Origin of the sequence: Flavobacterium fluviatile, from assembly GCF_010645065.1 — a bacterium.
Classification (GTDB): Bacteria; Bacteroidota; Bacteroidia; order Flavobacteriales; family Flavobacteriaceae; genus Flavobacterium; species Flavobacterium fluviatile.
Map to the genome: position 1 here is coordinate 33,387 of NZ_JAADZW010000020.1, position 24,511 is coordinate 57,897.

22 protein-coding genes are annotated in these 24,511 nt (G+C 34.7%); 12 read left to right on the forward strand and 10 right to left on the reverse strand.

From position 1 onward, the window contains the following. Positions 1-27 precede the first annotated feature (27 nt). The 5 genes from GXM17_RS17040 to GXM17_RS17060 form a co-directional block, all read right to left on the reverse strand. Positions 28-1,098 (reverse strand): UDP-N-acetylglucosamine--N-acetylmuramyl-(pentapeptide) pyrophosphoryl-undecaprenol N-acetylglucosamine transferase, encoded by a 1,071-nt coding sequence (locus GXM17_RS17040; RefSeq protein ID WP_163400583.1) that lies wholly within the window; start codon positions 1,096-1,098, stop codon positions 28-30. 483 nt (positions 1,099-1,581) lie between these two features. Then, positions 1,582-5,013, reverse strand: coding sequence for a hypothetical protein (locus GXM17_RS17045; RefSeq protein WP_163400584.1), 3,432 nt, complete (start codon positions 5,011-5,013; stop codon positions 1,582-1,584). Positions 5,014-5,115: 102 nt separating this feature from the next. Further along, complete coding sequence (locus GXM17_RS17050) at positions 5,116-5,346, reverse strand: DUF5808 domain-containing protein (RefSeq protein ID WP_163400585.1); 231 nt, start codon at positions 5,344-5,346, stop codon at positions 5,116-5,118. A gap of 151 nt (positions 5,347-5,497) precedes the next feature. Continuing rightward, positions 5,498-6,757: an aspartate kinase gene (locus GXM17_RS17055; protein ID WP_163400586.1), complete on the reverse strand. Its 1,260-nt coding sequence runs from the start codon at positions 6,755-6,757 to the stop codon at positions 5,498-5,500. 109 nt (positions 6,758-6,866) lie between these two features. After that, positions 6,867-7,343 carry a GNAT family N-acetyltransferase gene (locus GXM17_RS17060; RefSeq protein WP_163400587.1) on the reverse strand — a complete coding sequence of 159 codons (477 nt, stop codon included), beginning with the start codon at positions 7,341-7,343 and terminating at the stop codon, positions 6,867-6,869. Positions 7,344-7,516: 173 nt separating this feature from the next. Between GXM17_RS17060 and fbp the strand changes: the two genes are divergently transcribed. Beyond that, positions 7,517-8,521 carry a class 1 fructose-bisphosphatase gene (gene fbp, locus GXM17_RS17065; RefSeq protein ID WP_163400588.1) on the forward strand — a complete coding sequence of 335 codons (1,005 nt, stop codon included), beginning with the start codon at positions 7,517-7,519 and terminating at the stop codon, positions 8,519-8,521. Positions 8,522-8,709: 188 nt separating this feature from the next. On the opposite strand, the gene GXM17_RS17070 is transcribed toward fbp, so the two are convergent. Beyond that, entirely contained in the window at positions 8,710-9,141 is a 432-nt protein-coding gene (locus GXM17_RS17070) for a TerB family tellurite resistance protein (protein WP_163400589.1), read from the reverse strand. Between the two features lie 171 nt (positions 9,142-9,312). On the opposite strand from GXM17_RS17070, the gene GXM17_RS17075 reads away from it, so the two are divergent. The 5 genes from GXM17_RS17075 to GXM17_RS17095 are packed head-to-tail and all read left to right on the forward strand — an operon-like array spanning position 9,313 to position 12,631. Then, on the forward strand, positions 9,313-9,906 hold the full coding sequence (locus GXM17_RS17075) for a HupE/UreJ family protein (RefSeq protein ID WP_163400590.1): 594 nt from the start codon (positions 9,313-9,315) through the stop codon (positions 9,904-9,906). 4 nt (positions 9,907-9,910) lie between these two features. Beyond that, on the forward strand, positions 9,911-10,342 hold the full coding sequence (locus GXM17_RS17080; protein ID WP_163400591.1) for a deoxycytidylate deaminase: 432 nt from the start codon (positions 9,911-9,913) through the stop codon (positions 10,340-10,342). Then, positions 10,342-11,919 (forward strand): S41 family peptidase, encoded by a 1,578-nt coding sequence (locus GXM17_RS17085; RefSeq protein ID WP_163400592.1) that lies wholly within the window; start codon positions 10,342-10,344, stop codon positions 11,917-11,919. Before GXM17_RS17080 ends, GXM17_RS17085 begins: the two co-directional genes overlap by 1 nt. Before the next feature lie 18 nt (positions 11,920-11,937). Then, positions 11,938-12,303 (forward strand): nuclear transport factor 2 family protein, encoded by a 366-nt coding sequence (locus GXM17_RS17090; RefSeq protein WP_163400593.1) that lies wholly within the window; start codon positions 11,938-11,940, stop codon positions 12,301-12,303. 16 nt (positions 12,304-12,319) lie between these two features. After that, entirely contained in the window at positions 12,320-12,631 is a 312-nt protein-coding gene (locus GXM17_RS17095; protein ID WP_163400594.1) for a hypothetical protein, read from the forward strand. A 109-nt stretch (positions 12,632-12,740) separates the two neighbouring features. Here the strand turns inward: GXM17_RS17095 and GXM17_RS17100 are convergent, their stop codons facing one another. The 3 genes from GXM17_RS17100 to GXM17_RS17110 all read right to left on the reverse strand — a co-directional run bounded on the left by GXM17_RS17100 (position 12,741) and on the right by GXM17_RS17110 (position 14,214). Continuing rightward, complete coding sequence (locus tag GXM17_RS17100; protein WP_163400595.1) at positions 12,741-13,346, reverse strand: FAD-dependent oxidoreductase; 606 nt, start codon at positions 13,344-13,346, stop codon at positions 12,741-12,743. Position 13,347: 1 nt separating this feature from the next. Then, a complete protein-coding gene (locus tag GXM17_RS17105) occupies positions 13,348-13,548 on the reverse strand; it encodes a hypothetical protein (protein ID WP_163400596.1) in 201 nt (66 codons plus the stop codon). A gap of 87 nt (positions 13,549-13,635) precedes the next feature. Then, positions 13,636-14,214 carry a MarC family protein gene (locus tag GXM17_RS17110; RefSeq protein WP_163400597.1) on the reverse strand — a complete coding sequence of 193 codons (579 nt, stop codon included), beginning with the start codon at positions 14,212-14,214 and terminating at the stop codon, positions 13,636-13,638. A 312-nt stretch (positions 14,215-14,526) separates the two neighbouring features. On the opposite strand from GXM17_RS17110, the gene GXM17_RS17115 reads away from it, so the two are divergent. The 3 genes from GXM17_RS17115 (at position 14,527) to GXM17_RS17125 (ending at position 19,083) form a co-directional block, all read left to right on the forward strand. Further along, positions 14,527-15,096, forward strand: coding sequence for a DUF3109 family protein (locus GXM17_RS17115; RefSeq protein ID WP_163400598.1), 570 nt, complete (start codon positions 14,527-14,529; stop codon positions 15,094-15,096). 333 nt (positions 15,097-15,429) lie between these two features. Continuing rightward, on the forward strand, positions 15,430-16,407 hold the full coding sequence (locus tag GXM17_RS17120) for a ribonucleotide-diphosphate reductase subunit beta (protein WP_163395281.1): 978 nt from the start codon (positions 15,430-15,432) through the stop codon (positions 16,405-16,407). A gap of 285 nt (positions 16,408-16,692) precedes the next feature. Further along, positions 16,693-19,083 carry a ribonucleoside-diphosphate reductase subunit alpha gene (locus tag GXM17_RS17125; protein WP_163400599.1) on the forward strand — a complete coding sequence of 797 codons (2,391 nt, stop codon included), beginning with the start codon at positions 16,693-16,695 and terminating at the stop codon, positions 19,081-19,083. 301 nt (positions 19,084-19,384) lie between these two features. On the opposite strand, the gene GXM17_RS17130 is transcribed toward GXM17_RS17125, so the two are convergent. Continuing rightward, the gene (locus tag GXM17_RS17130) at positions 19,385-19,699 is read right to left on the reverse strand and encodes a GIY-YIG nuclease family protein (RefSeq protein ID WP_163400600.1); all 315 of its coding nucleotides are present in this window, start codon (positions 19,697-19,699) and stop codon (positions 19,385-19,387) included. Positions 19,700-19,974: 275 nt separating this feature from the next. Between GXM17_RS17130 and GXM17_RS17135 the strand changes: the two genes are divergently transcribed. The 3 genes from GXM17_RS17135 (at position 19,975) to GXM17_RS17145 (ending at position 24,464) form a co-directional block, all read left to right on the forward strand. After that, the gene (locus GXM17_RS17135; protein WP_163400601.1) at positions 19,975-21,372 is read left to right on the forward strand and encodes a DUF1800 domain-containing protein; all 1,398 of its coding nucleotides are present in this window, start codon (positions 19,975-19,977) and stop codon (positions 21,370-21,372) included. Positions 21,373-21,383: 11 nt separating this feature from the next. Further along, a complete protein-coding gene (locus tag GXM17_RS17140) occupies positions 21,384-22,547 on the forward strand; it encodes a DUF1501 domain-containing protein (protein ID WP_163400602.1) in 1,164 nt (387 codons plus the stop codon). Positions 22,548-23,624: 1,077 nt separating this feature from the next. Continuing rightward, entirely contained in the window at positions 23,625-24,464 is an 840-nt protein-coding gene (locus tag GXM17_RS17145; RefSeq protein ID WP_163400603.1) for a prephenate dehydratase, read from the forward strand. Positions 24,465-24,511 lie beyond the last annotated feature (47 nt).

Sequence of the window (24,511 nt, forward strand, 5' to 3'; positions counted from 1 at the left end):
TGGGCTATATTATAAATCTATTTGGTATTATTTCTCAAAAATAGTAAACAACGAATCCCAGTCGATTTTATTTTCAAATTGGGACAAACCTTTAAACGATTTTACTTTTGAAAGTTCTTCAATCGTAAAGTCGTTTTGCGTTGCATAAGGTACCAATTGTTCCTCCTGAAGTTTTATAGCAAGATATTCCTGTTCATACTGACCGGGCGTTGGGATAAAAAAGGCTTTTTTACCCAATTTTGCCAAATCCATAACAGTTGTATATCCTGAACGGCATAAAACCAACTCACTTTCATTAAAAGTCTGTTCTAGCTGTTTCGTATTCATAAAATTGTAATACATTACATTTTTAATCTGTTGTTTGGTTTGCGTTTTTTCGACGATTCCTTTTACAAAAACAATTTCACCTCTGTATCGTGTAATTTCCTTCTGCAGTTTTTCTTCCAGCAAAGTACGCTGAGGCTCCGGTCCGGACAAAATAATCATTAAATCATATTGTTTTGGAGTGTCTTTTTTACGCATTCTGCTCAAAGGTCCAATATATTTCAGGTTTAGTTCGCTGCTTTTAAGATGTCCCAGATTACCTGTTAAATTTGGGTCTCCATCTGTATCGGGGATCCAGCATTCATTGTATTTTTTAATAAAAAACTGATGACATTTGCTGGTAAACTTTGTCGTATTTCCGGTCATCACATTCAGCTGGTGCGTAATAAATACTGAAGGCACTTTTTTACTGAAAACCCCAAGTCTGTTATCTGAAATAATACCGTCAATATCGTATTTTTTTATCCATGAATTCACTATTTTCTTTTCATCCAGAATAGCGGTAATCATTTTTGGTAAACTTTTAATCAGCTTCCATTTAAAGTTTTTGCCGTTTTTGGCGTATTCAATATGATAAGAAGGCAATTCTAAGGTCTGTATATATGGAAATTCTTTTTGTAATAATGCCAGAGCAACCCCATCCGAAGCAATTATGGGAATATAATTGTTTTCCTGTAAAGCCTTAATTATCGGAATACATCGTGTCGCATGACCTAATCCCCAGTTCAAAGGAGTTATTAAAATAGTTCTGTTGGCAGTATATTCAATGCTCATATTGGGCGATTTTTCAAACGAAGATACAGAAATACTATTTTTTTGTTATTTCGGATACATTACTAAATTATTAACTCTGAATTTTCAAATTCAAAATTCAAATGAAAATTAATATCTAATCTGACGACTGGAATATAAGTGTCAGGCTGAGTCCATTCGGCTTCGCTCAGGATAAACTTAGTCGAGGCCCTTTTAAACCCAGATTACGAATTAGACACAAATTAGCAATCCCGGGCGAATCGAATTGACGAAGTAATTTTTTCTTTAATATTATGAGAAAATAAAAAGGAATAAATCTGCAAAAATCTGCGTGAAAAATTTTAACAGAATCCTAATGCTGATTTTGGTTAAAGAAGCCTTCGGACTGATTCGGTCTGACTCAGATAACAAAAAGCCCGGACCTCGTTATGGAAAGCCCGGATTTCTGGCCAAAAAGAGGCTTTCTTTTTTCTACAGTTCATAGAATAATTTTTCAGTAAAGTGCTAAAAATAAGCCCGTAGCTGTATGTTACCGGTATGTACCGTAACTCCTGTTTCACTTTTACGACCCTGATAGTTTAAGTTTACATCTAAAAACTGGGTTATGTTTTTCTGCAAAAGTAATTTCCAGACTAAATTTTGACCTGCCTGGAGTCCTTCAAGCATCTGAAATCCAACTGAAGAAAATTCATCCCCGACAAATTTGTTTTCATAAAAAGAGAACTCTCCGTTTAACGTCACTTTTTTTTCTCCGGCATACGAGAATGAAGTCCCAAGGCGATTTTGGGTTAAGGTTTCAAAAGTCCCAATCTGGTTTTCTTTCTTTTGTAATTCATAAAAGATATCGAGACTTGTATTTTTCGAAAACAAATAACTGATTTTAGGAGCGACCTGAAAACCTGTTAAATCATAATTTTTCTCTTGGAAATCCTCTGATGCCAGGGAAGTTTTAATCGTTTTTGAAAATAGATTAAACAGCCAGCTTTTTTGGTACAAATGCGTGTATTGCAATTGATGCGAATAGTTTTTTACAGACTGCGAACCGATAGAAAGCAGGTTTTTTCCGTTGTTAATCAGATAAGAATAGGTTACAGAATGCTTTTGCTTGCCCCGGTTATAAAACAAACTGTTCCTAAAACTCGAATTCAGTCCTAAGATATTTTCTTCAGAAGAATAAAACGGATTCAGTGCAAAATTGTCGCCATCACTTTCTACTTTCCTGTCCAGAATAAATGAGGTCTGGTTGTAGAAATAAGAGAGTATTTTTTTGTATCCTTTTTCATTCTGCCATTGCAAAGGGTTTATCGTAAGCGACTGTGAAAATTTATTCTGATTGGTTTTATCATATACTCGATTGGGCAAAAATACACGAATAAACTTTGCCTGATCCGGAAATGGTGCTATTTCGAATTCTTCCAATTCCTTAGTGCCGTTTAGATTGTAGTCATTCCAGGCATACACCCCCTGGCCGGCAGGAACTTCTATATAATTGTATTCCTGTCGGGCAATTTGTCCTGAACTGGTTTCGTAAACGGTCCCAATTTGAAGAAACTGATTAAAAAAACGGTCGTTGTATAAAACCCTGGAGTTTAGTGAAGGTTCATTTTTTCTGTCAGCAGCTGTAAAATCCAAATTTCGGTAGCAGGCATAAACGGCTAAATCTGTTTTTTTGTTCTGGATCAGTTTCGATTTGAAAAAATAGGTTTGCGAGTTGCTCACATGCTGTAATAATCCGTTTTGTAAACTATCATTTTTTCTGCGTAAATAACCCAGCTCAACAAAAACTTTGCTGCTGTCGCCACGGCCAACAAAAACACCATACTCTGAAAATCGCTGGCTAATCGCCGAAAATTGATTTGTAGCCTTGTCTTTTTCCTGATTGTCTTCAATCTGAATATTGCCACCAACCCAGTTTTTGCCAAAATGATATTTGGTTTTGGCAAGGTTTCGAATGAATTTTGAAGTAGAAACTGTGGCATCACTGCTCAAAAAGCTGCCCTGATTTTCTATTGTCCAGTTTTTTAATTTAAAGAAAGCGACAGAAGTATGCCGGTTCCCCGAATAACTTTCAGTAAAATCCAACTTTTCAAACTGATAGGTCAACAATCCGATATTGGATGTTTTTTTCTTCGAAAACAAATCAAAATTCAAACCAGCGACTAACAAACTCTGATCGCCTAAAAGTGTTGTGTTCAAATTCCAGTCACGATTAAATTCAATATTATACAAACGTTCGACTGACTTGAAATCCTTTTCTACAAACTGATAATTGGCATACCCATCCAAAGTCCAGTCTTTGGTAAAAAGACGTTTTTTTGTGTTTAATTTTAAAGCGATTCCGTTGTTGTTGCCGTCATCAATATTTGAGAATAAATTCTGGTCATTGTTGCTGATGCCAATTTCAAAATCAACCAGTGTTTTTTCGTTCGGATTGTACTTTCCTAAAACAGTCGCTACCTGAAGTTTCATCGGTGCCACTAATTGTACCAGAGGTTCATAATTTCCCTGAAGAATACCGTTCACAGGAGCAACATACTCATAAATACGTTCAACCGAATTGGCGTTCTGAATTACATAATTTCCTGAATTGGCGCCTATAAGGCTAAATTTTACATTGTATAAAACATCATCCGGATTAGTCGAATGTTCATAAATTTCAATACCATTTTCAATTATTTTCCTGTATAAAATTTTAGTGTCTGAATAAGTGTCTTCATAGGCTGATGGCGCTTTCATTAGGGCTATATCATCTCCGGCTTCACCTAAAGTCTGAACCTGTTCCGGAGAAAGATTTTGCTGCAAGGGCTGGTTTTTCAAATCATTTTCGGAATATAAATAACCGGCAAAACTCCAGCTTTTGTTCTCATGTGAGGCGCCGGCATACGTTAACATACGATTATAATTCCGGTCTGAATACTGGTATTCAATGTTAATTCGCATCTCAGAAGTAATTGTAAAAAGTGATGTAAAAACAATTTCTCCGGCGTTATAATCAATTACATAATCATTGTTTTCGCCTCTTTTCAGCAAAACACCATTCACGTAAACCCGCTCAGATCCGGAAATGACTAAAACATACAATTCGCCATTTTGTCCTTTTAACTTGTACGGACCCTGGTTTCCTTCCTGACCAATAAAAGTACTTTTAGCATATTGCCCTTTCGCGAAAGCCACCGATGCAAAAACATTGGTTTTATTGTCTTCTCCACCAAAATCAAAACTGGCTGAAAGTCCCTGAACTTTTTTATTAAAACTTAAAAATTGTGTTTTCCTGTTTTCTAAAAATACATCCCCGGCCCTAATATTCCAGTCGTCGCTGAACAATTCCATAAAGATGTTATCAAACTGATCCAGTTTTTGTGAATAACCTCCTTCCTGCAGCGGAATATTATTGTCCTGCAGTGACGCCCGAAGACTTACCTTGTCGGATATTTTACCGGTAATCTGAAGGTCTAAATTGGAGTTTAAAACTGTATTTTGATTATTTCCAATGGTAACGCCCCGGGTAATACTTCCTGATGTGTTTAGCCCATCAAACGGAGTGATCTTTTTAGTATTAGAATTGTCTACTTTATATAATTTATCAGAACCCACATCATTGCTCACCACCTGACTGGAGTTGTAAAGACTGTATTCTTTGGTTAAGAAATCGGGATATTTTAGATAATTAACAATTAAACTGTCTGAATCTGAAGTGAATTTTTCGTTCAAAAGGAGTTTTCCTTTTTGAAAATCGATTTTATAAAAAGTCGAATCTATGAGTTCATTTTTAGAATTTAAAAGCTGAAAAAAACCGGAATTGATACTAAAATTTTCCAGATTAATAGTGTCCTGCGTAATCTTTACCTTTTTGGTTTTATAGAGCAAATCTGTTTCCTGAGCCTGAAGCGCAGAACAACAAATTAAAACCAGTAAAAACAGTAATTTTTTCAGCATAAATACTTTAACTCTAAAAAGCCAAAAGTAGTATTTATAATTGGGAAATGATGTGTGTGAAGTTTTAGTTTGACCAACAGAAAATAATGTTATTGCTATTCATTATTGTATTTTTCCAAAAAAAACAGTTATTGCAAATAATAACAATGCTAACAAAATCATAAAGACAGAATTAGGATTTGCAAAGTTTGTTGTCCATCCAAATTCTTTGATTTTTTTTGGCAGAAATAATCTTGGATCTTCCGGATTATAATAAAAAATTCCCCAAATCCAATTGTCAGGATTATTGTGCCATCTGTTTTTGGTTTCTTCGGAAGGGTCGTTATATTTCATGTCTAAAAATAATAAGTTAAATTTTTGACTGATAGTAAATTTACCTGTTTTTTGGATAAAATAAAATTATTAGGATAACAAAAAAGGCTTCACTGTGGAGTGAAACCTTTTTCTATAATCTGAATTGAATAATTACCTTGCTTACAAATTATTATTTTAATTCTTTAGTCACAATCTGCATGGTTTCGCGGCTTACTTGTTTTAGTAAGACTTCTTTGTTTTGTACGACAGTTTCTGCTGCCTGTTCATTAAAGTGGCGAATCGTGTATAAAGTTACATTTTCATTATAATCAACTTTGAATTTTTTCGAAAGAATGGCATTCAGATCATTAAAGTTTCCAAATTTATCTTCTACGCAAACAGAGAAACTGATTGCTGAGTTCTGAATCAGGTTTACTTTCAATTTGAACTCATGAAACAATCCAAAAATTTCACTGATATTCTCTTCCATGATAAAAGAGAAATCAATAGAAGAAAGCGAAATTAAAAGCTGCTCTCTTTTTACGATAAAACAAGGCAGATAAGGTTCTAAATCTACTCCTTTAGAAACGCAGGTACCTTTTAATAACGGATTAACAAACGATTTTACGTATAAAGGAATTTCTTTTTTCTGCAATGGCTGCAAAGTTTTCGGGTGGATAACTGTTGCACCGTAAAAAGCAAGTTCAATTGCTTCACGATATGAAATCTGGTTTAATAAACTTGCGTTCTCAAAATAACGCGGATCGGCATTCATAACTCCCGGAACATCTTTCCAGATCGTTACACTTTCTGCATTTAGGCAGTAAGCAAAAATTCCGGCAGTATAGTCTGAACCTTCACGTCCTAAAGTGGTAGTGAAATTGTTTTCATCCGCACCTAAGAATCCTTGCGTAATGTTTAATATTTTACGGGGTACATTTTTGCTGATGTTTTGCTGGGTAGTTTCCCAGTCAACTTCTGCATCCCTGTAATTGGCATTGGTTTTAATAAAGTTACGAACATCAAGCCATTGTGTCTGGATACCCATGAAGTTCATAAAATGACTTAGGATGTTTGTCGAAATCAACTCACCAAAACTCACAATCTGGTCATAAACAAAATTGTAGTTAGGGGATTTATTATGTGCCAGAAAATATTCTAATTCTGAGAACTGCTCATTAACAGCTGCAAAAACAGCATGTTTTTCATCTTTAAATAAATCAAGCAATATTTGATTATGATATTTTTTTATCTCTTGTACAGAAGAATTAAGCGCTTCAGATTTATCGAAATAATTTTTGATAACAAGTTCCAGAGCATTTGTAGTTTTTCCCATAGCCGAAACGACTAAAATCACATCTTCATACCCAACTTTTTGTAAAACGTCATAAACGTTTTTAATTCCTTCAGCATCTTTTACCGATGCACCACCAAATTTAAATACTCTCATCTTTAATTTGTATTGTTGAGAAGCACTGCAGTGCGTCTCTATCAGTTTTTTAAAATTTTAATGTTTTGACAGGATCATACTCCTTAATAACCTGTCGATTTTTGTTTGATTAATTTATTTTTTCTAAGTACGAATTAATTCCTTCCTCATCCATTTGTACAACCCTCCATTCTTCGATAACTTTTGCGCCAGAGTTCTCGTAGAAATTTACGGCAGGAGTATTCCAGTTAAGGACATTCCATTCGATTCTTCGAACATTATCTTTTTTTCCTTGTTTCATTATTTCAGAATAAAGCGCAGATCCTAAGCCTGTCCCCCTCATCTTTTCTTTTACTATCAAATCCTCAAGATGAATTGTTTTTCCTTTCCATGTAGAATAACGATAATAGTATAATGCAATTCCAACAATTTTATCATCAGCTTCTGCTACAAAAACATGAAATAGCGGTTTTTCACCAAATCCGTCCCGTATTAAATCGTCAACTGTAACTAAAACTGCATCAGGTTCTTTTTCGAATATTGCAAGTTCCTGAATCAGCCCCAAAACGTCAGCCATATCTTCCGGTTTTCCTTTTCTAATATTCATAAATTCATATTTTTAAACTGTTATTGACGAAATAAGTATTTTTTTAAGGGATACTTTTTGCAATTATTTAGCAAATATATAATAGTAGCAAACTAACGAAATAATTTTTGAATCATTCTCACAAAAAAAGCGATATTTGTGACTTATAATTAAAAACTACAACGATATAGCAAATGGAAGAACGCAATAAAACACTGGGAGAGTTTATTATTGAGAACCAGAAAGCATTTCAGTACTCATCGGGGGAATTGTCCCGACTTATCAACTCTATACGTTTGGCGGCGAAGGTCGTAAACTATAAAGTGAACAAAGCTGGATTGGTGGATATAATTGGCGCAGTAGGCGAACAAAATATCCAGGGTGAAGAACAGCAAAAATTAGATGTCTATGCAAACGAAGTATTTATCCAGACGTTAATAAAACGTGAGATTGTCTGTGGTATTGCTTCAGAAGAAAATGACGATTACATTACCGTTCAGGGAAGCGACAATTGCCACAATAATAAATATGTGGTTTTAATGGATCCTCTGGATGGGTCTTCTAACATTGATGTGAATGTTTCTTTAGGGACAATTTTCTCAGTTTTCAGAAGAGTATCACCAATTGGAACACCGGTAACTAGCGAGGATTTTTTACAGCCGGGAATCAATCAGGTGGCAGCAGGATATGTAATTTACGGAACTTCAACAATGTTGGTTTATACAACCGGACATGGCGTAAACGGATTTACTTTAAATCCGGCTATTGGTACATTTTACCTGTCACATCCAAATATGCAGTTTCCAAAAGACGGGCATATTTATTCAGTAAACGAAGGAAATTATGTTCACTTTCCGCAAGGGGTGAAAAATTACATTAAATATTGCCAACGGGAAGAAGAAGACAGACCTTACACTTCAAGATATATTGGAAGTTTAGTTTCCGATTTTCATCGAAATATGATTAAAGGAGGGATTTATATTTATCCGACAAGTTCAAAAGCACCGAAAGGCAAATTGCGTTTGATGTACGAATGCAATCCAATGGCTTTTATTGCAGAACAGGCCGGAGGAAAAGCAACAGACGGTTTTGGAAGAATTATGGAAATCCAGCCAACAGAATTGCATCAGCGTGTTCCCTTTTTCTGCGGAAGTATCAACATGGTAGAAAAAGCAGAGGAATTTATGGCAGCTGAATAGCTTCAGTTTTAGTGTTCAGTTCACAGCGAACCTTAAACCTTTAAAGTCTGTTAGGTCTTTTAGAACAGAAATATCAGTAACAATAAACCCGACAGGTTTTCAAAATCTGTCGGGTTTACTTTTGAATTAGCAGTTTTTTTAAATTAAGTATTGACTGAATACTAAAATCTGTAAACTGACCACTAAATTTATTTGTTCATGTGCTGCATTTCATAGATAAAGGTGTCTGCATCCACTTTTTTATCTACTAACGACAATGCTTTTGCAATGATATAATCCACATTACCAGGAGTAAATCCTAAGGCAATACTTATCTTTTTTAATAAAACTTCCTGTTTATCTTCAAGATGGTGGTCAACATGCACCATTCTTGTTAAATCATATAAACGCTCCAGGCGCTGAACATATGAATAAGGAGGGTTTATTGGATATTTTAAAGGATCGCTTAGGATCTCTTCATACTCTGAATCAGTTATTTCCAAACGGGCAGCAAGTTTGTCTAAGAAGTTTTTTTCTTCAGGATATACAACCCCGTCTGCTAAAGCTACACGAACAATAGCTGAAAAGTGACCTTTATTTCTTTGTTTGAATTCGCTATCAAATAATTCTGCAAATGACATATTAAAAAGTGTTTTTATTGAACAAAGATAAATTTTATTTTAAATTATCAATTTTAAAGTTCTCATAAAATTTAACTTATTTTTCTGCGTTGATTTACTATCCGGCCTTAATTACATTATTAAAATAAATCGTAATTTTACAGGCCCAAATCAATTAATATAAGTAACCTCATGTCAGAATTTTGGATTTATTTTCAGATCGGTTTAAAGCATGTTTTAGATATTCATGCTTATGACCATGTATTGTTTTTAATGGCTTTGGCAACGCCTTACACGTTTAAAGACTGGAAACGTATTTTGCTGTTGGTGACCATGTTTACCATTGGGCACACATTAGCACTATTGCTTTCTGTTTTTGGAATTATAGCTGTTAAAGCAAATCTGGTAGAGTTTTTAATTCCGGTTACCATTTTAATAACTGCATTTTTTAATCTCTTTACTGCCGGAAAAGCATCCAAAAATGAAAGTGTTAATATTGTCTTTTTTCTGACACTGTTCTTTGGTATTATACACGGACTTGGATTTTCAAATTATTTTAAAACAATTTTAGGAGGCACCGCTTCTTCAAAATTAGTACCTTTATTGGAATTTGCTCTCGGTATTGAAGCGGCACAGTTAATCGTGGTTTTTGTGGTTTTGGTACTTTCATATATCGTACAGACTGTATTTCGTTTTTCAAAACGTGACTGGGCACTTGTAATGTCGGCTTTTATTATTGGAGTTGTAATTCCGATGATTGTGGAAAGCCCTATTTGGAACAGATAAATTAATGGAGATAAAAAAATTGAACAAATACGACAAAGCATATTTACGAATAGCCAGGGAATGGGGTTCGCTGTCGTATTGTAAACGCAAACAGGTAGGTGCAATCATTGTAAAGGACAGAATGATTATTTCTGATGGATACAATGGAACACCTACCGGATTCGAAAATTGCTGTGAAGACGAAAACGGATTAACGCGCTGGGATGTTTTGCATGCTGAGGCAAATGCGATTCTGAAGGTCGCCAGGTCAACACAATCCTGTGAAGGTGCGACTTTATACATTACGCTTTCACCTTGTAAAGAATGCAGCAAGCTTATACATCAGTCAGGTATAAAAAGAGTAGTGTACCAAAACGGATATCGTGATGATTCAGGAATCCAGTTTTTAATAAAAGCGGGCGTTGAGGTAGAGCATATTCCTGATTTAGAAGAATAATGAAATTCAATTCAAAATATTTGCCAATCGTTATCGGAGCAGCGTTTGCTCTTGGAACTGTTCTCGGTGGTCTGATGAATGCCCCGGCAGAAGATACTCTTTTGGCTAAAAATTACTCCAAAACTAAGCTGAATAAACTGATTGATTTTATCAATAATGAATATGTAGATAGTGTTAATACAGACTCGATTGTAAATCTTACCGTAGATAATATTTTGTCCAAATTAGATCCGCATTCTGTTTATATTCCGCCCAGTGAACAGGCTGAAGTCGCCGAAAGTATGAAAGGTGATTTCGTAGGCGTAGGAATTAATTTTTACATGTATAAAGATTCTGTTGCGATCATAAAACCTGTTGAAAACGGCCCTTCGGCGAGAGCGGGAATAAAATCGGGTGACCGCATTTTATATGCCGGAAAAACGAAATTATTTGGAAGAAAATTGCCTTCCGATAGTTTGTTTGCCAAACTAAAAGGAACAAAAGGTTCTGAAATTGAATTGACTGTTTTTAGAAAATCGGAACATAAGAAACTGAAGTTTAAAATCAAAAGAGATGTCATTCCGCTAAAAAGCGTAGATGCATCTTTGTTGCTTGATAATAAAACCGGATACATCAAAATCAATCGTTTTGCCGAAACAACTTATGATGAGTTTAAAGTTGGCTTAACAAGGTTAAAACAAAAAGGAATTCACTCGCTTGTAATCGATCTTCGTGATAACGGCGGTGGATATATGGAAGAAGCTGTAGCTATTGCGGATGAATTTTTAAAAGACAAACAGCTGATTGTTTTTACTAAAAACAAAAATGGCAGTACCGAAAAAACATATGCTACAAAAAGCGGAAGTTTTGAAACGGGAAAGGTAACGGTTTTGATTAATGAAAACAGTGCCTCGGCAAGTGAAATCCTGGCGGGTGCTATTCAGGATAATGATCGCGGAACAATTGTTGGAAGACGTTCTTTTGGAAAAGGTCTGGTACAGCGCGAAATGGATTTCAATGATGGTTCTGCAGTTAGGTTAACCGTTGCAAGATATTATACCCCAACCGGAAGATCTATTCAAAAACCATACTCGAAGGGAAATGATGAATACTTTAAAGAGTCAGAAGCGAGAATAAAATCAGGAGAGTTGTATGCAAAAGACAGCATAAAAGTAGCTGATTCTTTGAAATTTAAAACGCCAAAAGGAAAAATAGTTTACGGTGGAGGAGGAATTGTCCCGGATGTATTCGTTCCAATGGAAGCAGAACACGGTAATGAAAACGTAGCGTATTTGCTGCAAACCGGAATCGTCGGGCATTTTGTTTTTGAAGAATTGGATAAAAACAGAAATGCTTTTGCAGGACTTCATTTTAATATGTTTTTGGACAAGATGAAAAAATCGGATATTTATTTTAAAAAATTTCAAAATTACATTTTTATGACAGGCCTGGATCTGAAGTTAGATAAAACCAAAGATCTGGTCAACCGCTATATCACTGCCGAATTTGCCCGTCAATTATATGGTGAATTGTATTATTACGATGTGATTTTAAAAGAGGATGCCATGATTAAAAAGGTGCTGAGTTTAAGGAAATAATCTTATAATTTTTTTCTAATGAAAACAGAAACTGTTGTAAATGCTGAAATTGAACTTCTGACAGCTGTCAAAAAAGCGGATATTTCTGTTTTAGAAAAGATGCTGCATGATGATTTGCTGTTCAATTTACCGGATGGGAACACCATTACCAAAGAATTTGATTTGAGTTCATATCGTTCCGGTAAAATGAAAATCGATTCACTGGAAGCTTCGGATCAAATTGTAAATATAGTTGGTGATACTGCTGTCGTTGCCGTAACCGTTTCTTTAAAAGGAGCGTTTGATAATAATCCGATAAGTGGTGCTTTTCGTTATATCAGGGTCTGGAAACAATTCGATGAAAGTTTAAAAGTAATAGCTGGAAGCTGTGTCGCTTTGCAATAAAATAATAAAAACAAACATGAAAAATCTAATAAAAATAAGCTTTCTATTCATGTTAATGACTTTTGCAATTTCATGCGCAACGATGAAAGGAAACAATACCGTTTCAGGAAAAGTAGATTTAATAGAAGCTGGAAAAGATGGATATACAGCTAAAATCACTACTGATGCAAAGGAAGTTTATTTTGCGACAATCAGCATTGTAAATGTTGGCGGACCTCAAAACTATAAACAATTGAAAATTGGTGATGAAGTTTCAGTAAAAGGCGAAATCTGGAAAACCCAAGATGAAAAACATATCAAGGTTACTGAAATCATTTCGGTTAAGTAAGAAGAAATCATAAAAACAACCATATAAGTGATATAAGTTCATTTAATCTATGCGCAAAAAGCATATATGTACTTATATTAATTATATGGTTTAATAATTTTATAAGATTTTATCGAATGCTATCATGTGCATGAGTCTGCACGCCGTTATTCCATAAAGTAAGAATATCTGTAGCAACAGCAGCTCCGCTTCCGGCTGCAATCGCTAATTGGCTTCTCCAGCCTGCCAAAGTTCCAATGACATAAATTCCGTCGGTTACTTTATGGTCTTCGTTTTTAAGCTGAATACGTTGTTTTTCGGGTAAAGCTTTTTTATGCGGTTCAACAAATTGCATCAAACCTTCGATGTCAAAAGTATTGGCAGAACCAATCCCGATAACGATATTTTTTGTCTGATAAGCATTTTTGTTCGTAATTACCTTAAATTCAGGATAAGTGCCCTCGATTTTAATTACTTTTTCATTCGGGATCTGAGAAATGTGCGGATAGGTCTGAGCCAAATCCTGAGTGCTTTCGAGTAATAACTCGGAGCCTAATTTACCCGGGCTTATTCCGTAAGCATTATAGAAAATTGCTTCCTGTAAAGAAGAACTTTTTTGATGTGTAAAAATTCCGATTTTTTTATCGGTTACAAAAGTTTTGTTTTTGGCAGAACCTAAAACCAGTGCACATGACATGCCTGAAACGCCTCCGCCAACAATTAAAACGTCAAACATATTATCTTCCGTTTGTTTTTTCTTCTATTTTTTTTGAAATTCTAAAAATCAAAAGAATTAAAACGGCACAAAATGAAGCAGCGACTCCAATAAGAGCAACAGCACTGTCTCCTTCAAACGGATTTTGAAAGTCAAGCTGCGTAATGTTAAAGACGATTAAAGCTATTGCCAAAACCACTAAGATGGAAGTAAAGATTTTCATAGGATTATTTGTTTGTCTAAAATAATAAAGCAGAGCTTTTTGAGCTGTATTTTAGAATTTTATGGAGCAAATTTAAAAAAATATCCTTTAGACGAACAAACCTTTAACATTAGCTGCAAATAATTTAACAGCTATTGCTAAGAGAATTACCCCAAATGTCTTGCGAACCACTCCAAGTCCGTTTTCACCCAGTAAATTTTCAATCTTTTTGGAAGACTTTAAAACAATATAAACTAAGATGATATTCAATAAAATTGCAATAATAATGTTAATAGTGTGAAATTGAGATCGTAACGAAAGCAAGGTGGTCATAGTTCCTGCTCCTGCAATTAAAGGGAAAGCCAATGGAACAATTGAGGCCGACCCGGGTTCTTCATCACGGTAAATACGAATTCCCAAAATCATTTCCAGGGCAAGGAAGAATAATACAAAAGAACCAGCAACGGCAAATGAGTGCACATCAATACCTATAAGATTAAGTAGTCCTTCTCCAACAAACAAAAAAACAATCATAATTGCACCAGCAACAAGAGATGCTTTCTCTGATTCGATATGTCCAACTTTTGCTCTTAAATCTACAATAATTGGTATAGAACCTACAATATCAATTACGGCAAAAAGGACCATACTCACCGTAATGATTTCTTTAAAGTTGATTTCTAACATATTGCTTTGATTTTGAGTGATTAAAAACTTGTGCAAAAGTAATTAATAAAGTTATGTGTTTTTTCATTACACTGAATTTTTGTTATAAAAACACGTTTTGTTGGTTAAATAGGTAATATTTGTAACTTTTATGAATTTTGCCACAGAGTTTCACAAAGATTTTCGCAAAGATTCACGAAGTAATATTTTTAAATATTTATAAACAGAAAATCTGTGAAAATTTGAGGAAGCCCCTGCGAATCTCTGCGGTAAATTTTTTATGTCTATTCTTTGACTATCTTTGCACTTTATAAATTTCAGTATTTTATTATCATGTTTCAATTAGGGAAAACCATTATTTCAGAAGACATTCTGGAAAAAGAATTTGTGTGCAACTTATCAGCCTGTAAAGGAGCCTGCTGTGTTGACGGTGACGCCGGTGCTCCTTTGAGTGAAGCAGAAACCAAAATCCTGGAAGATATATATCCTAAAATAAAACCTTTTCTGCGTAAAGAAGGAATTGAAGCTATCGAAACACAGGGATCATGGGTAAAAGGTACCGACGGGGATCTTGAGACGCCGCTAATCGATAATAAAGATTGCGCTTATGTAATTTTTGATGGTAAAACTGCTCTTTGCGGAATCGAACAAGCCTATAACCAAGGAATAGTGGACTGGAAAAAACCTGTTTCCTGTCATTTGTACCCAATCCGTGTTAAAGACTTTTCAGAGTTTGCTGCAGTAAATTATGATAAATGGGATATTTGTGACGATGCCTGTTCTTTGGGAAAAGAACTCGAAGTTCCCGTTTATAAATTTGTCAAGGAAGCGCTTATTCGACGTTTTGGTGAAGACTGGTATATTGAACTGGAAAAGGTTGCTGAAGAGAATAAAAAAGTATAAAATTCACACCTTTATTTACTTATTATTTTGATGTTTTTTAACTCAAAAAACAAATTTTTTAACTCAAAAAAAACTTTTTAAAACATTCTTAAATTAATTGGTTCTTATTCCAAAAAGCCTATATTTTACGGGGCTTTAGAGGATAATAGTGATTATTAAGTATTTGATTTTCAGTAAATTGAATATTGTGTGAAAAAGGTTTCAATTTTTACCTTTGTTAAAAACTACATCGAATTGTGAATAAGTTTGGCTTTCATTTTTGGCGATAAATGACAATCTTTGTAATCGTTCTGAATAAGGGGAAATTCATTATAAAAATTAAACAAAAATACAATGTCACAAGTTGAACCAATTTTACAAGAAAATAAGAATCGCTTTGTTATTTTTCCAATTAAACATCATGATATTTGGGAATGGTATAAGAAAATGGAAGCTAGCTTCTGGACTGCCGAAGAAATCGATTTGCATCAGGACTTGACAGATTGGAACAATAAACTAAGTGACGACGAAAGATATTTTATCAAACACATTTTAGCATTCTTTGCTGCTTCTGACGGAATCGTAAATGAAAATCTTGCTGAGAACTTTGTGAATGAAGTTCAATATGCTGAAGCGAAATTTTTCTATGGTTTTCAGATTATGATGGAAAATATTCATAGTGAAACCTATTCTTTATTAATCGATACTTACGTTAAAGATGAAACCGAAAAGGCAGAATTATTTAATGCTTTGGAAGTTTTTCCTGCAATCGCAAAAAAAGGGGAGTGGGCTTTAAAATGGATCGAATCAGATTCGTTTGCTGAAAGACTTATTGCTTTTGCTGCTGTTGAAGGAATCTTTTTCTCTGGAGCTTTCTGTTCAATTTATTGGTTGAAAAAGCGTGGTTTGATGCCAGGTTTGACTTTTTCTAACGAATTGATTTCGCGTGACGAAGGCGTACATTGTGACTTTGCAGTGCACTTGCACAACCACCACCTGATCAATAAAGTACCAAAAGAAAGAATTAAGGAAATCATCGTTGATGCTTTGGATATCGAAAGAGAGTTTGTAACTGAATCTCTTCCGGTAAGTTTGATTGGGATGAATGCTGCCCTAATGACACAGTATTTAGAATTTGTCGCTGACAGATTATTAGTAGAATTAGGCTGCGAACGTGTTTACGGATCAGCGAATCCGTTTGATTTCATGGACATGATTTCTCTTCAGGGAAAAACTAATTTCTTTGAAAAACGTGTTGCGGAGTATCAAAAATCAGGTGTGATGAACACAGACAGTGATGCTCAGAAAATATCGTTTGACGCAGATTTTTAAAATAGAAAGTTACTGCATTTTAGTGATGACCACGAACACTAAAACACAATAAAATCAAGAGACGAAAGTTTCTATACTAAACAAAAATTTTAGATTGGATCTCATTCCCAAATCGAAGATCCGGTTGCATTTTTACGGTTTTTTCGTCTATATTTTAGATTGAAGAACGGATAACTATGGGGATTTTACAATTCTCAAAAAATAATTTAAAAACACGCAATGTTTAGTGTCGGAATTCATTTTCCGGTGCCTTTCATTTTTCAATAACTATAAAAAAGTAAGCTTATGTATGTAGTAAAAAGAGATGGCCACAAAGAGCCTGTAATGTTTGATAAGATTACAGAAAGAATCAAAAAATTGTGTTACGGGCTTAATGAGCTTGTAGATCCTGTTAAGGTAGCCATGAGAGTTATCGAAGGATTGTATGACGGAGTTTCAACATCTGAACTTGATAATCTTGCGGCAGAAACAGCGGCTTCGATGACTATTGCGCATCCGGATTATGCACAATTGGCAGCTCGTGTGGCAATTTCAAACTTACATTCAAATACAAAAAAGTCTTTCTCCGAAACGATGAAAGATATGTACCACTACGTGAATCCAAGAAATGGTCAGGAAGCTCCATTAATTGCAGATGATGTTTACAAAGTGATTCAGGAAAACGCCGCTTTCTTGGATTCTCATATCATTTATACAAGAGATTTTAATTACGATTACTTTGGTTTCAAAACTTTAGAGCGTTCTTATTTGCTAAAAATAAACGGTAAAATCGTCGAAAGACCACAGCATATGCTGATGCGTGTTGCTGTAGGGATTCACTTGGACGATTTAAAATCGGTAATTGAAACCTATGATTTAATGTCTAAAAAATACTTCACGCACGCAACGCCAACGTTGTTCAATGCCGGAACACCAAAACCTCAGATGTCTTCTTGTTTCCTTTTGGCAATGCAGGATGACAGTATTGACGGAATTTACGATACCTTAAAACAAACGGCTAAAATCTCGCAGTCAGCGGGTGGAATTGGTCTTTCTATTCATAATGTTCGTGCAACAGGATCTTACATTCGCGGTACAAACGGTACTTCAAACGGAATTGTTCCGATGTTGAGAGTATTCAACGATACGGCGCGTTATGTAGATCAGGGTGGAGGAAAACGTAAAGGAAGTTTCGCAATTTATATCGAAACATGGCATGCTGATATCTTCGAATTTTTGGATTTAAAGAAAAATACAGGAAAAGAAGAAATGCGTGCCAGAGATTTGTTCTTCGCGATGTGGACATCCGATTTATTTATGAAACGTGTTCAGGAAGATGGTCCCTGGACGTTGATGTGTCCTAACGAATGCCCGGGATTATATGATGTTTACGGAGAAGAATTCGAAAAACTGTACATGGATTATGAATTCAGAGGAAAAGGAAGAAAAACAATCCGTGCCCGTGAATTGTGGGAGAAAATCCTGGAATCTCAAATCGAGACCGGAACACCATATATGTTGTACAAAGATGCAGCAAACCGTAAATCGAACCACAAGAATTTAGGAACTATTCGTTCTTCTAACTTGTGTACTGAGATTATGGAGTTTACATCGAAAGATGAAATCGCAGTTTGTAACCTGGCTTCAATCTCATTACCAATGTTTATTGAAAACGGAAAATTCGATCACGAGGCACTTTACAATGTTACAAAACGTGTAACCCGTAACCTGAACAAAGTAATCGACAGAAACTACTATCCGGTAAAAGAAGCAGAAAACTCTAACTTCCGTCACCGTCCGGTTGGATTGGGAGTGCAAGGTTTAGCCGATGCTTTTATCATGTTACGTATGCCTTTTACAAGTGATGAAGCTAAAAAGCTGAATCAGGAAATTTTCGAAACTTTATACTTCGCAGCTGTAACCGCTTCTATGGAAATGGCGAAAGAAGAAGGACCATATTCAACTTTTGAAGGTTCGCCAATGTCTCAGGGAGAATTCCAGCACAATATGTGGGGAATGAAAGATGAAGAATTATCAGGTCGTTGGGACTGGGCTTCTTTAAGAAAAGAAGTTATGGAGCACGGTGTTCGTAACTCGTTATTGGTTGCGCCAATGCCAACTGCTTCGACTTCTCAGATTTTGGGTAACAACGAAGCTTTCGAACCGTATACTTCAAACATTTACACACGTCGTGTATTGTCCGGAGAATTCATCGTCGTAAACAAACATTTGCTTCATGACTTAGTTGAAAGAGGTCTATGGAACGAGTCATTGAAACAGGAAATCATGCGTCATAACGGATCTGTACAAAATATTGATGTGATTCCGCAAGACCTGAAAGAATTATATAAAACAGTTTGGGAAATGTCGATGAAAGATATTATCGATATGTCCCGTCAGAGAGGATACTTTATTGACCAGTCTCAATCACTGAACTTGTTCATGCAGGATGCCAATTATTCTAAACTAACCTCAATGCACTTTTACGCATGGCAGTCAGGTTTGAAAACAGGAATGTATTACCTAAGAACAAAAGCGGCTGTAGATGCGATTAAATTCACATTAAACAACGATAAAAAAGAAGAAACACCAACCTTAGTTGCAGAAACGGAAGAAATCAATATTGAGGAATACAAAGCGATGCTGTTAAAAGCACAAGCTGCAGGTCCTGAGGATTGTGAGATGTGTGGGTCTTAATTTTTTTAGAATAAAGAAAATAGAATAAAGAGAAAAGATTTATTCGAAATTAATAGAAAGCAGTTATTGTCATGATAGCTGCTTTTTTATATCATTTTGTTTTTTATTCGCAATTTGTCATTCCGAGGAACGAGGAATCTTCGCAAGAAACTCGACAAAGATTGATGATTAGCATTGTAGAGTTTCTTGTGAAGATCTTTCCTCCGTCAGGATGACAAACTGAGAGGAAATTATTTAGAATAAGTAACAACACAAAAATTCCAGAAGCATTTCCAGATTATTAAACTTTATGTTGGTAGCTTTAATTAAATAAAGAGTTCAAAAAATCCAAATCGGCATTAATGGTTTTGATTAACTCTAATTTTTTATTTCTACTCCAGCCTTTTATTTCTTTTTCACGGCTAATAGCTTCATGAATCCAGGTAAACTTTTCATAATATAGTAAAAACTCAACTTTATATTTTGAAGCAAAGCTTTTATTTCCATTAATAATATTTTCTGTATGTTGATGTAAACGAATTTTTAAGTTGTTGGTGACGCCAGTATATAAAACAGTCTTTGATTTGTTTGTTATAATGTAGATCCAATAAGTGTGGTAACCTTCTGATAATTTCATTAGGATGATATTGATTTATATTCAAAATTATAAATAAATAAAGAATTTTCTTTCTAAAATGTAATTTCTTTCATGCTAAGAACGTTTGCATGTTGGGGTTGAGTTTCTTGTGGAGATTCCTCGTTCCTCGGAATGACAATATTGATGAAAAGTATTGGTTAAATTAAACTTAGATTTGACTAACAATTGAGTACTCAGAATATCAGAGTTAAAATCTTTAAAAAATTAAACCTTTTTACAGAAACAAAGTCTAATCTTAAACTAACCTCTTTGTTATGAAAAAAAGCAATCTTTGGTCGTTACGATTGGGTTTCTCTGGAAAGGAAGCTGCTAAAATCGAAAAATTCGGATTAGAAAAATTTTTAAAGAAATCATACGATTCAAAGTTTGATACACAGCTTCCTGATTTTTTACAGGATACTCCCAAAACAATTGCTGAATACAAAGCATTACGTCAATCTGCAAAAAATCTCGATCCCGAAGAAAAAAATAAAATCCAGAAAAAAGAAACCCAGACTACAGCCGAACTCAAAAAATGGTGGATTGCCAAAATGGATACGGATGAATTTCCGTTGCGGGAGAAAATGGTTTGTTTCTGGCACAATCATTTTGTATCGACTTCACAAAAAGTAAAAATCAACTACTGGATCTACCAGCACAATATGATTTTACGCGAAAATGCTTTTGGAAATTTCAAAGAACTGACCAAAAAGATCGTAAAATCGAATGCTATGGTCAAATACCTGGATAATGTCGATAATAAAAAAGGCAAAATCAACGAAAACCTAAGCCGCGAATTACTGGAATTATTCACTATCGGAATCGGGAATTACACCGAAGAGGATATTAAAAACGGAGCAAGAGCTTTGGCTGGATTAAATTATGGTGATGAAGCTGCGGTTTACAGAAAAAATTTAGAAGACAATAGCATTAAAACCTATTTTGGAAGAAGCGGAAACTGGAAATCCGATGATTTGGTTGATATTATTTTCGAACAAAAAAATATTCCGTACCTAATTACACGAAAAATTTTAAAATGGTTTCTTTATGATAATCCCTCAGAAGAATCGGTGAAATATTATGGTGACTATTTCAGGAAAGTAAATTTTGAAATGAAACCTCTACTGACTAAAATATTTACTGAAGAATATGCCAATGAGGCTTCAGGAAATAAAATTAAAGATCCTTTGGTTTATATTTTTCAGCTTATTGATGAATTGCAATTAAAAGGTTATAATGAAGCCATGATTGTTGCTTTTTTAAAACAACAGGGAATGGATTTGTACAATCAGGTGAATGTGAAAGGCTGGGATGGAGGTAATTCATGGCTCACTTCGCAGGTATATCTGCAGCGAAATAATACTTCAGATTTGCTTTGCAGCGGGAGAAGTCTTTCAAAAAAAGCGGTCAATACTATGATGATGGAATCTTCTAAGCCTCAAAAGGAATTAGGAAAAAGAGAAGTTAAGATACAGTTTGATTCTAACGGAAACAATAAAACGATTATCACTGAACTTTCAGACAGATTATTATGTAATGTAAATGAATCCATGCAAAAAGACATGGAAAATTTGCTTAAATATGATTTTGATCCTAAAAATCCTAATGCCAACTATGCAGTTGTTCGTTTGTTTAATTATATCACAAAATTACCGGAATATCAGTTGATCTAAAATCTATTTTTATGAACAGAAGAAATTTTCTAACCTTAACGGGGACTTTTACCGGCGGAATACTGGTACTTCCAAGTTTTTTGCATGCATTTGGCGGACAAAGTAATTTGGTAATCGGGGAGCAGTGTCTGGTATTTGTTCAGCTCAACGGAGGAAATGACGGACTGAATACTTTTATTCCGTACGAAGATCCTTTGTATTATGATTTCAGAACCAAAATTGCCCTGAACAAAGATGTTGTTGTGGGTAAAAACAAGGGAATGGCTTTTCATCCTGCCTTAAAAGATTTTGCTCAGATGCAGCAAAACGGGGATTTAACGGTAATTCAAAATGTAGGTTATCCTGAACCGGTTCGTTCGCACTTTCGCAGTCAGGAAATTTGGCAGACAGCTGCGGATTCCAATAAATACATTAATGAAGGCTGGTTAGGAAGATATCTGGATTTGCAATGCCACGATCATCAGCCAACTGCCGGGATTAATCTGGATTCGATAGATAACCTGGCATTAAAAGGAGCGGAGCCGAATACCATCACGGTAAAAGATCCCGATCGTTTTAAGGTGAAATCAAATAAGGAAAATGAAAAGCTATCCGATAATCCGCAATTGGACTTTGTACGGAAAATTGCGAATTCGGTTGTAGAAGGTTCAGATGATATTCAGAATGCCCTGAAGCAATCAAAAACCGAAATCAGTTATCCGAAAACCGGATTGTCTAAAAATCTAGAGTGGATTGCGAGGCTGGTAAAAGGAAACCTGAATTCGAAAGTCTATTATACTTCCCTTGGCGGATTTGATACGCACGACAATCAGCTTTCTATTCATGAAAGAAAACTGACAGAATTAAATGATGCCTTGTACAGCTTTTATACCGATCTGAAACAGGCGCAATTACTTCAGAATGTAACAATCGTGGTGTTTTCTGAATTTGGAAGACGCGTAAAAGACAACGGAAGCGGAACTGATCACGGTACAGCGGCTCCAATGTTTATTATTGGAGGAAGTAATAAAGGAACAATTTTAGGGAGTAACCCAAATTTAGCTGATCTGGAAAATGGAGATTTAAAATACCAAATTGATTTCAGGTCAGTTTATGCTTCTTTGTTACAGCAAAAAATGGATTTTGATTATTCTAAGATTGGAATTAAGAATAAACCGGTTTCTGGATTGTTTTAAATAAACTGGTTCAAAAAACATTTTATAAAATAAAAAAAGAGCCATTGGCTCTTTTTTTAGGCTTTGTTTTTAAGGAAACAAATAGCTTTATAATCCATTGCTCTGTCTTTTGAAGGAGAAACTTAGCTTTTCCTTGTTGCTTTGTTTTTTTACGGGACAAATAGCTTTATAATCCCATTGCTCTGTCTTTTAAAGGAGAAACTTAGCTTTTCCTTGTTGCTTTGTTTTTAAGGGATCAATTAGCTTTATAAACCCTTGTTTATTTTTGTTTAGCAAATTTCACTCATTAGAACCGTGTTTGCAATACCTACTTTTAGTGATTTTTAGGAAAATTAGTTTCTTATATGAAATAATCTAAAGCATAAGTCATATTTTAAATGATTTGAATCAGGAAATTAGAAATGGATGATTATCAATCGAACAGCTGCTTTACAAATGTGATTGCAAAAGGAGGGGAAATTTATGCCAGAGTTTTATATAGCGGTTACTATAATTTCGTTGTTTTTTGCTTTGTTAACTCTATTTGTAAATCACAAAACGTTTGTAATTACTTCACTCGTTTATGCAATTTTGTTTTTATTGCTAAATGCATTTCATGTTATAACAACTGGAATGGAAGATATTTCTAATTTATCGCAAATGACTTTATTGACTTTTGTTGTAGTTGCAAATGTTCTTTTGATACTATCAATTAATAGATGGAGGAAGGAAATAATTTAATGAGCAAAGTTTTTTTACAGTTTTATTTTAAAAGCTTCAAAAAACCAATTGTAAAAATCTCATTTCAAGCCTGATTGATTAAAATATCATACAAAACAAGTTAATTTTGTTAAGAAATCCTTTTTTGTTTCATAAAATGCATTATTTTTTTTGGTGCGGTTGAAATAATTTATACATTCGCACAGAATTTAAAAAATAACACAAACAAAATGGCAACTAACCGTTTTTATTTTAGCAACAACTTTTATTTCTTCTTTAGTAGAAGTTAGGATTGTGCTATGGTTATTTGAAACAAAATTAAAGACAAATAAAACTAATATACAATCCTGATGAAAATCAGGATTTTTTTTTGACTATATGACAGCTAAGATTGCAATACAAGGTATCAAAGGTTCTTTTCATCATCAGGTTGTGAAGGAGTATTTCTCTGAAAATGTAGATATTGATGAATGCCTGTCTTTTGAAGAACTGATCGACAGCCTTATTGCCGGAAAAACAGATCAGGCTGTTATGGCGATTGAAAATTCGATTGCAGGCCCGATTATCCCGAATTATGCTTTGATTGACAAGAATAATTTGCATATTATCGGAGAGCATTATTTAAACATTCAGCAGAATTTAATGGCTTTGAGAGGTCAGAAAATTGAAGATATCAGAGAAGTTCATTCACACCCTATGGCACTTTTGCAGTGTATGGATTTCCTGAAACAATATCCAAATATCAAATTGGTTGAGGATAAAGATACGGCAGAAACGGCAAGAAGAATTCAGCAAAACCAATTAACCGGAATTGCAGCGATTGCAAGCCAGACAGCTGCTGAAATGTACGATCTGGATATTATTGCGCCATCGATTCAAACGATCAAAAACAATATGACGCGTTTCGTAATCATTAAAAAGCAAAATTCATTTTTGCCGGAAAGCGAAATCAACAGGGCTTCTGTCAAATTTGAATTGGATCATAAAAGAGGAAGTTTGGCAGCCGTTTTAAATGTAATGAGTGACTGCAAACTGAATCTGACGAAAATCCAGTCGCTTCCAAAAATCGAAACACCGTGGAAATATTCGTTTTTCGTAGATGTAACGTTTGAGAAATACGATGATTATGCAAAAGCCAAAGCGTTATTAAATATAATGGCAGAGTATTTTAAAGTGTTGGGGGAATATAAGAATACAAAGCCTTTGACTCAGTCATAAAGTTTAAAATAGATTTTAGATTGTCAGGCTGAGCGCAGTCGAAGCCC

What these genes read in the sequence shown, in the direction of transcription:
- GXM17_RS17040 (WP_163400583.1), bottom strand. Translation starts at nt 1,098, where the DNA reads ATGAGCATTGAATATACTGCCAACAGAACTATTTTAATAACTCCTTTG.
- GXM17_RS17045 (WP_163400584.1), bottom strand. Translation starts at nt 5,013, where the DNA reads ATGCTGAAAAAATTACTGTTTTTACTGGTTTTAATTTGTTGTTCTGCG.
- GXM17_RS17050 (WP_163400585.1), bottom strand. Translation starts at nt 5,346, where the DNA reads ATGAAATATAACGACCCTTCCGAAGAAACCAAAAACAGATGGCACAAT.
- GXM17_RS17055 (WP_163400586.1), bottom strand. Translation starts at nt 6,757, where the DNA reads ATGAGAGTATTTAAATTTGGTGGTGCATCGGTAAAAGATGCTGAAGGA.
- GXM17_RS17060 (WP_163400587.1), bottom strand. Translation starts at nt 7,343, where the DNA reads ATGAATATTAGAAAAGGAAAACCGGAAGATATGGCTGACGTTTTGGGG.
- fbp (WP_163400588.1), top strand. Translation starts at nt 7,517, where the DNA reads ATGGAAGAACGCAATAAAACACTGGGAGAGTTTATTATTGAGAACCAG.
- GXM17_RS17070 (WP_163400589.1), bottom strand. Translation starts at nt 9,141, where the DNA reads ATGTCATTTGCAGAATTATTTGATAGCGAATTCAAACAAAGAAATAAA.
- GXM17_RS17075 (WP_163400590.1), top strand. Translation starts at nt 9,313, where the DNA reads ATGTCAGAATTTTGGATTTATTTTCAGATCGGTTTAAAGCATGTTTTA.
- GXM17_RS17080 (WP_163400591.1), top strand. Translation starts at nt 9,911, where the DNA reads ATGGAGATAAAAAAATTGAACAAATACGACAAAGCATATTTACGAATA.
- GXM17_RS17085 (WP_163400592.1), top strand. Translation starts at nt 10,342, where the DNA reads ATGAAATTCAATTCAAAATATTTGCCAATCGTTATCGGAGCAGCGTTT.
- GXM17_RS17090 (WP_163400593.1), top strand. Translation starts at nt 11,938, where the DNA reads ATGAAAACAGAAACTGTTGTAAATGCTGAAATTGAACTTCTGACAGCT.
- GXM17_RS17095 (WP_163400594.1), top strand. Translation starts at nt 12,320, where the DNA reads ATGAAAAATCTAATAAAAATAAGCTTTCTATTCATGTTAATGACTTTT.
- GXM17_RS17100 (WP_163400595.1), bottom strand. Translation starts at nt 13,346, where the DNA reads ATGTTTGACGTTTTAATTGTTGGCGGAGGCGTTTCAGGCATGTCATGT.
- GXM17_RS17105 (WP_163400596.1), bottom strand. Translation starts at nt 13,548, where the DNA reads ATGAAAATCTTTACTTCCATCTTAGTGGTTTTGGCAATAGCTTTAATC.
- GXM17_RS17110 (WP_163400597.1), bottom strand. Translation starts at nt 14,214, where the DNA reads ATGTTAGAAATCAACTTTAAAGAAATCATTACGGTGAGTATGGTCCTT.
- GXM17_RS17115 (WP_163400598.1), top strand. Translation starts at nt 14,527, where the DNA reads ATGTTTCAATTAGGGAAAACCATTATTTCAGAAGACATTCTGGAAAAA.
- GXM17_RS17120 (WP_163395281.1), top strand. Translation starts at nt 15,430, where the DNA reads ATGTCACAAGTTGAACCAATTTTACAAGAAAATAAGAATCGCTTTGTT.
- GXM17_RS17125 (WP_163400599.1), top strand. Translation starts at nt 16,693, where the DNA reads ATGTATGTAGTAAAAAGAGATGGCCACAAAGAGCCTGTAATGTTTGAT.
- GXM17_RS17130 (WP_163400600.1), bottom strand. Translation starts at nt 19,699, where the DNA reads ATGAAATTATCAGAAGGTTACCACACTTATTGGATCTACATTATAACA.
- GXM17_RS17135 (WP_163400601.1), top strand. Translation starts at nt 19,975, where the DNA reads ATGAAAAAAAGCAATCTTTGGTCGTTACGATTGGGTTTCTCTGGAAAG.
- GXM17_RS17140 (WP_163400602.1), top strand. Translation starts at nt 21,384, where the DNA reads ATGAACAGAAGAAATTTTCTAACCTTAACGGGGACTTTTACCGGCGGA.
- GXM17_RS17145 (WP_163400603.1), top strand. Translation starts at nt 23,625, where the DNA reads ATGACAGCTAAGATTGCAATACAAGGTATCAAAGGTTCTTTTCATCAT.